Origin of the sequence: Maritimibacter sp. DP1N21-5 (assembly GCF_019218295.1) — a bacterium.
Classification (GTDB): domain Bacteria; phylum Pseudomonadota; class Alphaproteobacteria; order Rhodobacterales; family Rhodobacteraceae; genus Maritimibacter.
The window spans coordinates 1,464,862-1,478,859 of sequence record NZ_JAHUZF010000006.1 but is presented as its reverse complement, the minus strand read 5'-3'; the positions used below and the strand labels follow the sequence as shown (position 1 = coordinate 1,478,859).

Genomic DNA, 13,998 nt, shown 5'->3' with positions numbered 1-13,998 from the left:
TTGCGGGTAATATGTGTGACGCGGTGTCGCGCGACGTGCCGGACAAGTCAACCCGTGCGTTATGCCGCAGGAGTATCGAAAGATAGGGTATGGCATGGGTGACAGCACAGGTGGCGTGACGGAAGAAGCGGCCTTCGAGACGCTCGCGGGCGAGCCTCGCGACTTGGCCGAAGCGCGCAATGGTCTGAAGCACATGGCCGCGCTTACGCTCACCAAGCTGGGCGACGGGCTCATGGACCCGAAACTCGTGCTGTCCTGGCTCCTGAATGCACTCGGTGCGCCTGCGGTCTTTGTGTCCTCGCTCGTCCCCTTGCGCGAGGCGGGGTCGCTCTTGCCACAGATCCTGCTTGCACGACGTCTCGACGCGATGCGCCACCGCCGCTGGATGTGGGTCGCCGGCGGCGTGGGACAGGGTATCGCGGTGGCCGCCATGGCGCTGGCCGCCCTCACGCTCGAGGGTGTGGCGGTCGGACTTGCCTTCGTTGCTGCCATCATCGTCTTCGCCCTGTCTCGCGCCGCGGCATCGGTCAGCTACAAGGACGTGCTCGGAAAGACCGTCGCCAAGACCCGGCGCGGTGCCGTCACGGGTTTCGCCGGATCGGCGAGCGCGGTGGGCGTCCTGATCTTCGCCGGACTACTCATGTCAGGATGGCTCGAGGGGCAGGGGCCGCTTGTCGCAGCGCTGGGGCTGGCGTCCTGTCTCTGGTTCGCCGCATCCGCGCTGTTCTCGACCCTCAAGGAAGACGCGTCCGAGCCGTCGGAACCCGCCGAGACCCAAAGCCCCTGGCGCATCCTCAAGACGGACTCGACTTTCGCCCGTTTCGTGACAGCGCGCGGGTTTCTGACCGCCACAGCTCTGACACCGCCCTACTTCGTGCTCCTCGCCGGGCAGGGCGAAGAGCGCGGTCTCGGCGCGCTCGGGGCGCTGGTGGTGGCTTCGGCGGCGGCGTCGCTCGTCTCGTCCTACGTGTGGGGGCGGCTTTCCGACCGTTCGTCCCGGCTCGTCCTGGTGGCCTCGGGTGGCATCGGCGCCCTCGCCATGATCTCGGCCATCCTCTCGGCCCTCTCGGGGATGGCGTCGACGTGGTGGGTGATGCCAGGGCTTCTGTTTCTCCTGATGATCGCGCATCACGGCGTGCGCCAAGGGCGGTCGACCTTCCTCGTGGACATCGCGCCAGAGGATCAGCGCGCCGCCTATGCCGCCACGGCCAACGCGTTGATCGGCGGTCTGCTGCTCGTCTCGGGCGCTTTCGGCGGCGCCCTGTCGTTCCTCGGGCCACAGGCGGCGCTCGCGGGCTTCGCGGCGATGGCCATCATCGGGGCCGCTGTGGCCTATGGGCTGGAAGAAGCCGAGACGAACTGACCCCCTTTCCAAGCCCTTGTTTCTCATTCAGGATTGCTCCACGACGCAAAGACATTGGGCCAAGGAACAGGGGCAGGCGTGGCAGAGCCGAGCTATCTCGACACCGCCGACGGGCGGCGCATCGCATATCACGTCACGACAGGGGCCGGGCCGGGGGTGATCTTCCTTGGCGGGTTCATGTCCGACATGGAGGGCACCAAGGCGCTCGTCCTCGAAGACTGGGCGAAGGCGCGCGGGCAGGCTTTCCTGCGCTTTGACTATTCCGGCCACGGCCAATCGGGCGGGGCCTTCACCGATGGGACGATTTCAGACTGGGCCGCGGACGCCGCCGCCGTCATCTCCCATGCCACCACGGGCCCGCAGATCTTTGTCGGCTCCTCCATGGGCGGCTGGATCACCTGCCTGCTCGCCCGCCGGATGCCCGAACGCTTCGCTGGCTTCGTGGGCATCGCCGCCGCGCCCGATTTCACCGAAGACAGCATGTGGCGTGACTTCTCCGACGCGGAGCGTGTGCAATTGAGGGAGGTGGGCACTGTCCTTCTGCCATCCGAATACGGCGATCCCTATCCGATCACCCGTCGCCTGATCGAGGATGGGCGCGAAAACCTCGTTCTGCGTGCGCCGCTTGTCATGGAGTGGCCTGTGCGGCTCTTCCAAGGAACCGAGGACGAGGACGTTGAGCGGCAGGTGGCGTTGAACCTGCTTGACCACATCGAAGGCAGCGACCTGCGCCTGACCTTCGTGAAAGGCGCCGACCACCGGTTTTCTTCGCCCGGGTGCCTCGATCTTCTGACCGGCACATTGGACGACCTCCTCGCATGACCGCCGAGCCGATCCTTCTCGTGCCGGGGATGATGTGCGACGCCCGTGCCTTTGGCCCGCAGATCGACCATCTCTCGGCGCGCCATACGCTTCACGTGGCCAATACCGCGCGCGGCGACACGATCCGCGAAATGGCGGCCAATATCCTCTACATGGCGCCGCCGCGCTTTGCCCTCTGCGGGCATGGCATGGGCGGATCGGTCGCGATGGAGGTCCTGCGCCGCGCGCCGGAGCGGGTCACGCGGCTCTGCCTCATCTCGACCTCGCCGCTTCCCGAGACGCCGGAACAGGCGGTCTGGCGCGAGCCGCAGATCGTGAAGGCGCAGGCAGGCAAGCTCGATGCCGCCATGGCTGAGGCCTTTCCTCCCGAGAACTTTGCGCCCGGTCCATTGAAAGAGGCGACCCTGGGTCTCATCACGGCGATGGCCCGAAGGCTTGGTCCCGAGGTCTTCGTGCGCCAATCCCGCGCCATGCAGCGCCGCCCGGACGCCCAGAAGGAACTCCATGCGCTGCGCGTGCCGTCGCTCGTCCTTTGCGGCGAGCATGACCGGATCACGCCGCCCAAGCGGCATATGTTCCTGGCCGAGCTCATCCCCTACGCCGAGATCGCGACGCTGGACGACGCAGGCCACATGCCGATGCTGGAGACACCCGAGAAGACCATCATCGCCATGGAAGCCTGGATGGACCTTCCGCCCGTGCCGCGCTGAGCGCAAAAAGAAGGCCCCGCGAACGGGGCCCTCCTTCTCATCCCGATGCCTGCGCGGGTCAGACGGCCTTCAGGGCCGGTTTCCCGGTCGCGGCTCTCGGCGCGCGTTTCTTGCGGGCCTGTTCGGCGTGGGTGCCCGCATGTTCGTCCATGAACTCGAGCACCAGCGGGCGGATGTTGTTGCGCCAGCTCTTGCCCGCAAAAATCCCGTAGTGACCGGCCCCTTGTTCGAGGTGCTGGGCCTTCTTCTCGTCCGGCAGCCCCGTGCAGAGCGCCAGCGCGGCGAGGCATTGGCCGGGGGCGGAGATGTCGTCGTTTTCACCTTCCACCGTCTTGACGGCCACATCGGTGATCTTGCCGATGTCCACCTTCTTCCCTGCGATGGTGAAGGTGTTCTTGGCGATCTCGCGTTCCTTGAAGATGCGGTCCACCGTGGACAGGTAGAACTCCGCCGTCATGTCCATGACCGCGAGGTATTCGTCATAGAACTTGTTGTGCTTGTCGTGATCGGATGCTTCGCCCCGCGCCGCGCGCATGATCTGGTCGGAGAAGGCCTTGGAGTGCTTGTCCGAATTCATCGCCATGAAGGAGGTCAGCTGCTGGATGCCCGGATAGACCAGACGACCGGCGCCACGATACTTGAAGCCGACAGACTGGATCACGGTCCGCTCGAGATGTTCCATCGCCACTCGGTCGCCGAAATCGGTCACGTCGGTCGGGGAGGCGCCTGGGTCGATCGGCCCGCCGATGAGCGTGAGCGTCTGCGGCTGCGCCTCGGGGTCCTCTGCGGCGAGATAAGCTGTGGCGGCGAGTGTCAGGGGGGCGGGCTGGCAGACCGCGACCACGTTGATGTCGGGCCCGAGGTGACGCATGAAATCGACGAGGTAGAGCGTGTAATCCTCGATGTCGAACTTGCCGTCGGACACCGGGATGTCGCGCGCGTTGTGCCAGTCGGTGATATAGACTTCGGCATCCGGCAAGAGCGACGCGACGGTCGAGCGCAGGAGCGTCGCATAGTGGCCCGACATCGGCGCGACCAGCAGGATGCGGCGCGCCTTGGGTTCGCGGCCCATGACCTTGAAATGGATCAGGTTGCCGAAGGGTTTTTCGACCAGCCTGTCGATACGCACGGAATGATCGCGTCCGTCATTGCCGACGACCGTGTAGATGCCCCAGTCCGGCTTGGCGACCATGCGCGCGAAGGACCGTTCCATGACTTCGCCCCAGCCGCGCAGCCATTGGAAGTAGGGGTTGGGAACCAGCGCCACGCCCGGATAGCTTCCGATCGCCTGCGCGGTGGCCCCAAGCCACTGGTTCGTGTTCCGAACCGTTTCGGTCAAATCGTACAAAGGGAGGTACCGCATCTTAAACGCCTTTCGGTTGCGCCGCGCTGCAGTCTTCCGTTACCTTGATTCCAATACAAGTCGACCTTTTGGCAGGTTGGCGCCGAGCATTGCAAGGCAGCAAGGAAATTGCTGCATGTGCGAAATCTAGGGTGGATCGTTTCGCATGACAACAAATGAAATCGAGTTTCATGAAGAAAGCGAGAAGCTGAAGGAGAACCTTCAGAAGATCGAAGCACTTTCGACACGCTTCGCCGCTGCTTTGGCGCAAAAGAAGCCCATTCGGCATGCTTTGCAGGCACCGGGAGAAGACTTCTTCGCGTCCTCCGCTGCTGCCTATTGGCAGAAGACCTTCAATTCCCCCGGAGAGATGTTCGAACATCAGATCGAATTCTGGGGCAAGACGCTGCGCCACGCCATCGAAGCCCAGCAAAGCTTTCTGACGCAGGGCACGGCGCCCGCCGACAATTCCCCCAAGGACCCGCGCTTTCGCAACCCGCTGTGGGACACGCACCCCTATTTCAACTACATCAAGCAGCAGTATTTCCTGACCGCGAAGGCGCTCGAGCAGTCGATCGACAAGCTCGAGGGACTCGATCCGCAGACCCAGCGCCGGGTGGAATACTTCACCCGCCAGATGATCGACATGATGGCGCCGACGAATTTCCTGGCCACCAATCCCGATGCGCTCGAACGCGCGGTGGAGACCGAGGGCCAGTCGCTCGTCGATGGTCTCGAGAACATGATTCGGGACCTCGAGCGCAACAATGGCGAGCTCGTGGTCACGCTCTCCGATCCCGATGCCTTCACGGTCGGCGAGAACCTTGGCACCACCGAGGGCGGTGTGGTGTTTCGCAACAGGATGTTCGAGCTGATCCAGTACAAGGCGGTGACGGAAAAGGCCTATGAGATCCCGCTCGTCATCTTCCCGCCGTGGATCAACAAGTTCTACATCCTCGACCTGAAGCCCGAGAACAGCCTGATCAAGTGGATCACCGAGCAGGGCTTCACGCTCTATGTCGTGTCCTGGGTCAACCCGGACCTGTCCTTTGCCGATGTCGGGATGGACACCTACATCGAGGACGGTTTCCTGACCGCGATCGACCAGGTGCGCAGCCTCTCCGGTCAGGACAAGATCAATGTCGTCGGCTACTGCATCGCCGGCACAACGCTGTCCCTGACGCTGTCGCTTCTCAAACAACGGGGCGAGGACAAGGTGAACTCGGCCACCTTCTTCACCGCGCTCACCGATTTCTCGGACCAGGGCGAGGTGGGTGTCTTCCTCGACGATGACTTCGTCGACGGGATCGAGGAGGAGGTGGCGGACAAGGGCGTGATGGGATCGCTCTACATGGCGCGCACCTTCAGCTACCTGCGGGCCAACGACCTGATCTATACGCCTGCCGTGCGAAGCTATCTTCTGGGCACCGCGCCGCCGGCCTTCGACCTCCTGCATTGGAACGGCGACTCGACGAACCTACCGGGACGTATGGCGGTGGAGTATCTGCGCGGGCTCTGTCAGGGCGACCAGTTCGCGGGCGAGGGGCCGGGGTTCCCGGTCCTCGGCACGCACCTCAGGATCGAGGAGGTCGAGGTGCCGCTTTGCGCCATCGCCTGCGAGACCGATCACATCGCGGCCTGGCGGTCGAGCTACCGCGGGATGCGCAAGATGGGATCGAAGGACAAGACCTTCATCCTGTCCGAGAGCGGCCATATCGCCGGGATCGTGAACCCGCCCTCCAAAAAGAAATACGGTCACTACACCAACGACGACTGGCCCGAAGACCCGACCGAATGGCAGGCGGGGGCGACCCGGCACGACGGCACCTGGTGGTTCCGCTGGGGCGAATGGCTCGCCTCCCGGTCCGGAAAGAAGAAGCCGGCCCCCGCATTGGGCGATTCGTCGCATCCTGTTCTGGCCGATGCGCCCGGAACATACGTGATCGCACGCCCAACTCTCTGATTTCCCGACGCAATTGACCTTAGGTTAGCCTGAGATTGCTGCAGTGCAGAAAAACCTTGATTTTCTGCACTGCAGCATCCATATTGTTTGCACACGCAGAATTCATACTCCGGTGCGGACCGGAGCAGACTGGAGACAGACAATGGCCAAGACCACCGATTACACCAAGATGTTCCAAGACATGATGGGCACCTTCCCCATGGACATGACCTCCTACCAGGGCGCGCTGAAATCCTCGGCCGCTATGGGCGAGAAAATGGCGAAAGTCGCGCTCGAAGCCGCTGACAAATCGACCGAAATCTCGACCGCCTGGACCAAAGGCACGCTCGCCAAGATGGGCGAAGTCTCCATGACCAAGGAAGACCCGGCCGACTACACCAAAGCGATGACCGACTTCGCTTCGGCCCAAGCCGAAATGGCTGCCCAGCACATGGCCGCCTTCGCTGAAGTGGCGAAAAAGGTTCAGATGGACACCGTCGAACTCATGCTCGCCGCTGGCAAGGACATGGGCGAAGAGGCGACCGCTGCCGTCAAGAAAGCCACCGACGAGGTGACCAAGGCCACCAAGAAAGTGACCGAAGCCGCCAAGTAAGCGCTTCACGGAATTCTACGCTGACGTCCTCCTCCCTGTCGGCGAGATGACCTGGGCGGGCCCTCATTCAGGGTCCGCCCTTTTTCTTTTTGCTGCTCTGCGGCACCGGGCCCGGGCCGTCTGGCGACGACAATGCTTGCTTTTCGTTTCTGCATGCGCGTAGGCTTTTTCTGCGGTGCCAAAGGCGCCAGAAAATCAACGCGTTGGGAGGGTCACGTGGCTGACAAGAAGGAACCGCTGCTGATCAAGCGTTATGCGAGCCGCCGTCTCTATAACACCGAGACATCGGACTACGTGACGCTCGACGACATCGCCGGCTTCATCTCCGGCGGGCGCGAGGTTCAGATCGTCGATCTGAAATCCGGTGACGACCTGACCCGGCAATACCTGCTTCAGATCATCGCCGACCATGAGAGCCGCGGTGACAACGTGCTGCCCGTCGACGTGTTGACCGATCTCGTGCGCACCTATACCTCCCAGGCGCAATCCGTCGTGCCCCAGTTCCTGGCCGCGTCCTTCGAGATGCTGCGCGAGGGGCAGGAGAAGATGATGGAAAACCTCCAGTCCATGCCCGTCGCCAAGGTGCCGGGGTTCGAAGCGTTGCAGGCGCAGCAACAGGCCTTCATGAAGGCGATGATGCTGAACTGGCCGATGCCGGGCACCACGTCGGAGGACGAGGGCGATACGGGCACGGCCAAGCCGCCGTCTTCCAAGGAAGATGATCTGGACGCGATCAAGAAGCAGCTGGCCGAGCTTCAGAAGAAGCTGTCCGACATCAAGTGAACGGCACCGGGTAACCCGCATCACGCCGCCCGGGCGGCACGAGGGAGAGGGACGTGGTCGAGACAACCGGGCGGATCACCCTGTGGGGCGTGGAGGTCTTTGCCGCCATCGTCGAGGAGCGCTCGATCTCGGCTGCCGCGCGTCGTTTGGGTGCCAGCCCCTCGAGCGTGAGCCAGCAACTCACCAACCTCGAAACCGCGATGTCCACGGTGCTCATCGACCGGTCCGCGCGGCCCCTGACCTGCACCCCGGCGGGCGAGCTTTTTCGCAGGCGGGCGGTCGTCATCCTGAACGAGGCGGAACAGGCGCGCGCCGAACTGGCCGCCGCCGACATGACCCGGCTGTCGCGCTTTCGCCTGGGCATGATCGAGGACTTCGATGCCGACGTGACCCCGGCGCTCCTCACCGAACTGGCCGAGGCCTGGCCGCGTACGCAGTTCCTGCTGGAAACCGGGGCGTCGCATCGCCTGATGGACCAGCTCGAGGCGCGGGCGCTCGACCTGATCGTGACTGCCGACATGGGCGCGGTGGGTGACGGGCTCGAGGTGCATCCCCTGTTCCAGGACCCCTTCGTCGCCGCCGTGCCCCCCGGCACCGACGGGGCGCTCGAAACCCTGCGTAAGCTGCCGTTGATCCAGTATTCGGCCCGCCACTTCATGGGCCGCCAGATCGCCGCGCATCTCGCGCAGGAGGATCTGCGGCTCAATCACCGTTTCGAGCTGGACAGCTACCACGCGATCCTGTCGATGGTTTCGGCGGGGCAGGGCTGGACCATCCTTACGCCGCTGGGCGTCCTGCGGGCACAGCGTTTCGTGGGGGAAGTGGACATCGTGCCGCTGCCCTTGGCCCCCTTCGCCCGAAGGATCATGCTGACGGCCCGGCGCGACGTTCTGGGCGGCTTGCCGACGGACGTGGCCGAACGCCTCCGTGTGCAGCTCGATCAGTTGATCGTGGAGCCCACCTGCAAGCGCCTGCCCTGGCTCGCCGACAAGATGCGGGTTCTCTGACCGGGCAGGGATGCCGCCTCACTTGGCCTGAGCCGGACAGCACAAAGGCCGCGCCCGAGGACGCGGCCTTTCGGTTCTTGCATGAACGCACTTACTCTGCGGCGACGCTCGCCGTGCTCTTCACGTCGGCCGCGGCGGAGACGATTGCGTCGGCGATGAAGTCAAGCTCCGGCGTCGTGAGGCGAACCGGCAGACGTGTATCGCAGGCGCGCATGAGCATCGCCTTGGTGCCCGGCAGCGGGCCCTGATCACCCAGAAACTCCCAGTTCCAGAAGGCCCGCGCGTTGTCTTCATGCATGCCGAAGACCTGCACGCCGACGCCGCGGCTTTTTGCGGCATCCATGAAGGCGCGGGTTTCGTCGTCGGTCATGCCGGTGAGGTTGAACTGAATCGAATCCGGCGCGCGGGTTTCGGGCGCGAGCGGCGCGGGCACGTCGATCCAAGGGCTCTGGTTCAGCTTCGCGGCCACATAGTCGTGGTTTCTCAGCCCATCGGTCACCCGGCGGTCAAGTTCGCCGATCTGCGGGCGAACGACGGCGGCGGAGAGGTTCGACAGGCGCGTGTTGTAGAGCGGGAGCTTGTTCTGCCAGCGCCCGAAGGCCTCGGCCAATTCGCCCGTGTTGTCGCCATGCGGTTCCTTGTGCTTTTTCCAGTTGTGCTCATAGGCGCCGGACATGATCACGGCGCGGGCCGCGACGTCGGGATCGTTGGTGATCAGCACGCCGCCTTCGCCCGCGTTGAGCATCTTGTAGGACTGGAAGGAAAAACAGCCGATCTTGCCGATGGTGCCGATCTTCTGCCCATGCCAGAGCGTGCCGAGGCTGTGCGCCGCGTCCTCGACGACCGGAATGCCGCGCGCATCGCAGAGCGCCATGATCGCATCCATATCCGAGGTATGCCCGCGCATGTGGCTGATGATGACCGCTCCGACCTCGTCGGTGAGCTTGGCGGCAAAATCCGCCATGTCGATCCGGTAGTTGTCCATCACGTCGACCAGCACCGGCACGCAGTCGGCATGAACGACCGAGGAGGGCACGGCGGCGAAGGTAAAGGCCGGGATCAGCACCTTGGTATCACGCGGCAGACCAAGGGCCTTGAGCGACAAGAACAGCGCCGCCGAGCAGGACGCCACGGCGAGCGCGTATTTCACGCCCATCATGTCCGCGAATTCGCGCTCCAGAAGCGCAACCGGCGCATCCTGAGGCGCGGTGTAGCGGAACAGGTCACCGGACTGGAGTAGCCGGTCGATCTCGGCGCGGGCGGCGTCGGGGATCGGCTCGGCGTCATAAACGTTGGGTCCAAGTCCATTGGCAGGTGCAGACATGCTCATATCCTTTTCGGCTTTTCCGAAAGTCTTATTCGGGAAAACTGTAACAGGGCGGTGACAGGCTGGAAACAGGTTTCTTTCGAGCGCCCTCGAAACGGAAAAATCCCGCGCCTTTCGGGCAAAGCGCGGGACCTGGTTCTTCGGGACTGGCTCCGATCAGACGTTAAGCAGAAGGTGTTCCCGCTCCCACGGGCTGATCACGCCGAGGAACTCTTCGTATTCGGTCCGTTTCACGATGGAATAGACCCGCGCGAACTCCTCGCCCAGAACGGCGTGCATTTCCTTGGCCTCGTCGAAAAGGTCGAGCGCGGTTCCGAAGTCGCGCGGGATCGACTCGTCGGTCTCATAGGCGTCGCCCCGGAACTGCGCCTCGGCGCGCACGGCCTGTGTCATGCCGATGTACCCGGCGGCGAGCGAGGCCGCGAAGGCGAGGTAGGGGTTGGCGTCCATGCCCGTGAGACGGTTCTCCACCCGCCGCGCGGCCGGTGACGACAGCGGGATGCGGATCCCCGTCGTGCGGTTGTCGCGGCCCCATTCGAGGTTGATGGGTGCCGCCGTCCCCCGGACATAGCGCCGGTAGCTGTTCACATAGGGCGCCAGAACCGCGATCACCGAGGGCAGGTATTTCTGCAAGCCGCCGATGAAATGGAAGAAGGCGTCGGTATCGCCGCCGGCGGGCCCAGCGAAGATGTTCTTGCCGGTCTCGATATCGGTCACGGAATGATGGATGTGCATGGCCGATCCGGGCTCGTCGGCGATGGGCTTGGCCATGAAGGTGGCGAAGCAGTCATGGCGCAGGGCGGCCTCTCGAATGAGGCGCTTGAAATAGAAGACCTCGTCCGCCAGCAGCAGCGGATCGCCATGACGCAGGTTGATTTCGAGCTGGCCCGCGCCGCCTTCCTGGGTGATGCCGTCGATCTCGAAGCCCTGCGCCTCGGCAAAGTCGTAGATGTCGTCGATGACGGGGCCAAACTCGTCCACGGCGGTCATGGAATAGGCCTGGCGTGCTGCGGCGGGGCGGCCCGAACGGCCCATCATGGGTTCGATCTTCTTGGCCGGGTCTATGTTGCGGGCGACGAGGTAGAACTCCATCTCCGGCGCCACGACCGGCTCCCAGCCTTCCTTGCGGTATAGCTCCACCACGCGCTTGAGCACGTTGCGCGGCGAGCAGCCGATGGGTTCGCCGTTGCGGTCGAAGGCGTCGTGGATCACCTGCAGCGTGACATCCGCGGTCCAGGGGGCGGCGGTGGCCGTTTCCATGACGGGCCGCAGGATCATGTCGCGCTCGATGAACCCGTCCTCGCCCGCGGCCTCGCCCCAGTCGCCGGTGATCGTCTGGTAGAAGATCGAATCCGGCAGGTGGAAGTAATCCTGCCGCGCGAATTTCGCCGCGGGAACGGCCTTGCCCCGGGCGATGCCGGGCAGGTCGGAGACGATGCATTCCACTTCGTCCACGCGGCGCCCATCGAGATAGGCCAGCGCCGGTTCGGGCAGTCGTTCGGTCCAGTCGCTCATCACTTGGCGCCTTTTTTCAGGAAGGCGGCCATGCGGTCGGCGAGCGCCTCGTTGTCGGTAGGTTGGGTGAGCGTCTTTTGCGCGGCCTCGACGAGGGGCGGAGGCACCGCGTCCGAACGGTGCTCGATGAGGCCTGCGGTCGTCGTGCGATCGAACTCGGGGTGGGCCTGAATGGTCAGGATCGACTTGCCGATCACGAGCGCGGCGTTCTTGCAGAAGTCGTTGGTGGCGATGACCGTTGCCCCCACGGGCAGCTTGACCACCTGATCCTGATGCCAGGCGTTGAGCGCGAGAGTTTCGTCTCCGAAGTCGTATTCCTGCCGCCCGACAGCCCAGCCGCCCCGGAATTTCTCGACCTTGCCGCCGAGCGCCTGGGCAATGATCTGATGGCCGAAACAGACGCCGATCAGCGGACGGCCCGTGTCTGCGATGTCGAGGATCAGCTTCTCGAGTGGCGGGATCCAGTCATGGTCCTCGTAAGCGCCATGACGCGAGCCGGTGATGATCCAGCCGTCCTGCGCCTCGGGCGAGGGGGGGAAGTCGTTGTCGACGATGTTGTAGGTCGTGAAGTCGAAGTCGCGCCCGCCGAGGAGACGTTCGAACATGTCGCTGTAGTCGCCCGTCGTTGCGATGAGCGCGTCCGGCGCGTGGCCGGTTTGTAGGATGCCGATCCGCATAAGTCACCGATTTGATCAAATCTTGGGGCGACACTAACCGAGGGGCGGGCGGGCGGCAAGCAGGCGCTTTGGCAATAGGTTGCGCCCTTGGCGGAGGCGGGAGCGAGGGGTTCTACCCCTCGCGCTCCCCGAGGTATTTATGAAGCGATGAAGGGGAGCGGGTGCGCGTTAACCTAAACGCGACGTGACGTTCAGCGCACAAGCATGGGGCGCAGGCGCATCCTCTGGCGGGCTTCCTGGGGCAGGTGGCGCGAGAGGCGACGGTTGATCAGGCCGAAAAGCGTAATCACCGCGAGCGTCAGGAGGATGAAATAGAAGGCCAGGATCGGGTAGGGGATGAAGGGGTTGAAGGTCTTGTCGGCAAAATAGTTCGCGTAATAAAGCGCGTCGCCCCGTTGCTGCCAGGCCGGGAAGCCGGAGAAGAAGACGAGCGTCGTGGCGTGGAACAGGAAGATCGCCTCGTTGGTGTAGGCGGGCCAGGCGAGGCGCAGCATCGTCGGGAATGTTATGCGACGAAACCGCTTCCAGCCGGAGATGCCATAGGCCTCGGCGGCTTCGATGTCACCCTTGGGCACGGATTGCAGCGCGCCGTAGAAGATCTCGCCCGCGTAGGCCGAGGTGTTGAGAAAGAGCACGATGGCCGCCCCGAGCCAGGCCGAGGTGAGCGGATCGAAGGCGGGATGCGTCGATTTCAGCGAGAGGAAGGCGAAATAGGCGAAGAAGAACTGGATGAAGAGGGGCGAGCCCCGGAACAGGAAGATGAACCATTCCGACGCCTTGCGGGCGATTCGGTTGTCCGAGGATTTCCCGAGTGCCAAGGCCGTGGACAGAAAGAACCCGAGCGCGAGCGCCACGACACCGAAGTAGATGTTCCAGATCATGCCGGAGCCGATGAGCGTGAACTGCTGGCACAGGGTGAAATCGGAGGAGGGGAGCAGGCGCTCGCCGATGCCGATGGAGCGCAAGCCGTAGTCCGAGATGGTGGCGAGGCAGCTCATGTGGGGGCCTTTCTCTGTCGCTCGCCGGCGGCGGTCGCTTGACCGTGGGAGAGCCGGCGGGTCAGGCGCGCAAGTACGACTTCGGAGACGCGGGTGAGACCCAGGTAGAACAAGAGGAGCGCGGCGAAGTAGTAAAGCCGCCAGTCGCCGTGCGGGTAGTCAGAGAACCGCGCCTGTTTCGTCGCGCCTAGCTCGCGCGCCCAATAGACGATGTCCTCGACGCCGAGGAGAAACAGAAGCGGGGTCGCCTTGATCAGGATCATCCAGAGGTTGGACAGGCCAGGCAGCGCATAGATCCACATCTGGGGCACGAGGATGCGCCAGAAGGTCTGGCGGCGGGTGAAGCCATAGGCCTCGGCCGTTTCGATCTGCGGGCGCGGCACGCTGCGCATGGCGCCAAAAAGAACGTTGGCCGCGAAGGCCCCGAAGACGATGGCGAAGGTCAGGACCGCGAGGGTGAAGCCATAGGTCTCGTGTTGCCACTGCGGTGCGGAGGACAGGGGGAGCTTGGCCTGGGTGCAGACGATGAAGTCGCTGCCCTGCCGGATCGGGGCCTCCCAGTCCGGGCATTTCACGCGGTGTCGGATGTATTCGAAGAACTGGTCGAGCGCGATCACGAAGAACATGAAGAACGCGATGTCGGGCACGCCGCGCACGATCGAGGTGTAGCCCTTGCCGAACCAGCGGAGCGGCGGAATATGCGACCGCGCGGCCGTCGCCCCGGCAAAGCCGAAGGCGAGCGCCACGGGCGCGGTGATCGCGAGCAGCAACAGGACGACACCGAAAGACTGATAGAACAGGATGTGCTTGCCGCTTGTCAGGTAACAAGCGAGCCATGCGAGCTCTTGCAGGTTCTGGGGTTCGGTGCAGTCGAACATGTGACCGGGCGCTGGAAAGGG

At 64.0% G+C, this 13,998-nt stretch carries 13 protein-coding genes; 7 read left to right on the top strand and 6 right to left on the bottom strand.

Annotation, left to right across the window (positions count from 1 at the left end; all coding sequences use genetic code 11):
* The first annotated feature begins 94 nt into the window (after positions 1-94).
* The 3 genes from KJP29_RS14960 to KJP29_RS14950 all read left to right on the top strand — a co-directional run bounded on the left by KJP29_RS14960 (position 95) and on the right by KJP29_RS14950 (position 2,895).
* The gene (locus tag KJP29_RS14960) at positions 95-1,363 is read left to right on the top strand and encodes an MFS transporter (RefSeq protein WP_218464331.1); all 1,269 of its coding nucleotides are present in this window, start codon (positions 95-97) and stop codon (positions 1,361-1,363) included.
* A gap of 78 nt (positions 1,364-1,441) precedes the next feature.
* Positions 1,442-2,185, top strand: coding sequence for an alpha/beta fold hydrolase (locus KJP29_RS14955; RefSeq protein ID WP_218464330.1), 744 nt, complete (start codon positions 1,442-1,444; stop codon positions 2,183-2,185).
* Positions 2,182-2,895, top strand: a complete 714-nt coding sequence (locus KJP29_RS14950; protein ID WP_218464329.1) for an alpha/beta fold hydrolase — start codon at positions 2,182-2,184, stop codon at positions 2,893-2,895. The genes KJP29_RS14955 and KJP29_RS14950 overlap by 4 nt, the downstream gene beginning before the upstream one ends.
* A 58-nt stretch (positions 2,896-2,953) precedes the next feature.
* Here KJP29_RS14950 and phaZ read toward each other — a convergent pair whose 3' ends face one another.
* The gene (gene phaZ / locus KJP29_RS14945) at positions 2,954-4,258 is read right to left on the bottom strand and encodes a polyhydroxyalkanoate depolymerase (RefSeq protein ID WP_218464328.1); all 1,305 of its coding nucleotides are present in this window, start codon (positions 4,256-4,258) and stop codon (positions 2,954-2,956) included.
* Positions 4,259-4,403: 145 nt separating this feature from the next.
* On the opposite strand from phaZ, the gene phaC reads away from it, so the two are divergent.
* The 4 genes from phaC (at position 4,404) to KJP29_RS14925 (ending at position 8,582) form a co-directional block, all read left to right on the top strand.
* A complete protein-coding gene (phaC, locus tag KJP29_RS14940; protein WP_218464327.1) occupies positions 4,404-6,200 on the top strand; it encodes a class I poly(R)-hydroxyalkanoic acid synthase in 1,797 nt (598 codons plus the stop codon).
* Positions 6,201-6,342: 142 nt separating this feature from the next.
* Positions 6,343-6,792, top strand: a complete 450-nt coding sequence (locus KJP29_RS14935) for a Phasin (RefSeq protein ID WP_218464326.1) — start codon at positions 6,343-6,345, stop codon at positions 6,790-6,792.
* A gap of 216 nt (positions 6,793-7,008) precedes the next feature.
* Entirely contained in the window at positions 7,009-7,575 is a 567-nt protein-coding gene (phaR, locus tag KJP29_RS14930; protein WP_218464325.1) for a polyhydroxyalkanoate synthesis repressor PhaR, read from the top strand.
* 53 nt (positions 7,576-7,628) lie between these two features.
* Complete coding sequence (locus KJP29_RS14925) at positions 7,629-8,582, top strand: LysR family transcriptional regulator (protein WP_218464324.1); 954 nt, start codon at positions 7,629-7,631, stop codon at positions 8,580-8,582.
* A 91-nt stretch (positions 8,583-8,673) separates the two neighbouring features.
* Here KJP29_RS14925 and KJP29_RS14920 read toward each other — a convergent pair whose 3' ends face one another.
* The 5 genes from KJP29_RS14920 to KJP29_RS14900 form a co-directional block, all read right to left on the bottom strand.
* Positions 8,674-9,906 (bottom strand): DegT/DnrJ/EryC1/StrS aminotransferase family protein, encoded by a 1,233-nt coding sequence (locus KJP29_RS14920; protein ID WP_218464323.1) that lies wholly within the window; start codon positions 9,904-9,906, stop codon positions 8,674-8,676.
* Between the two features lie 159 nt (positions 9,907-10,065).
* Positions 10,066-11,424: a glutamine synthetase family protein gene (locus KJP29_RS14915; RefSeq protein ID WP_218464322.1), complete on the bottom strand. Its 1,359-nt coding sequence runs from the start codon at positions 11,422-11,424 to the stop codon at positions 10,066-10,068.
* The gene (locus tag KJP29_RS14910; RefSeq protein ID WP_218464321.1) at positions 11,424-12,101 is read right to left on the bottom strand and encodes a type 1 glutamine amidotransferase; all 678 of its coding nucleotides are present in this window, start codon (positions 12,099-12,101) and stop codon (positions 11,424-11,426) included. The genes KJP29_RS14915 and KJP29_RS14910 overlap by 1 nt, the downstream gene beginning before the upstream one ends.
* Positions 12,102-12,292: 191 nt before the next feature.
* A complete protein-coding gene (locus KJP29_RS14905) occupies positions 12,293-13,099 on the bottom strand; it encodes an ABC transporter permease (protein ID WP_218464320.1) in 807 nt (268 codons plus the stop codon).
* Entirely contained in the window at positions 13,096-13,977 is an 882-nt protein-coding gene (locus KJP29_RS14900; protein ID WP_218464319.1) for an ABC transporter permease, read from the bottom strand. Before KJP29_RS14900 ends, KJP29_RS14905 begins: the two co-directional genes overlap by 4 nt.
* Positions 13,978-13,998 lie beyond the last annotated feature (21 nt).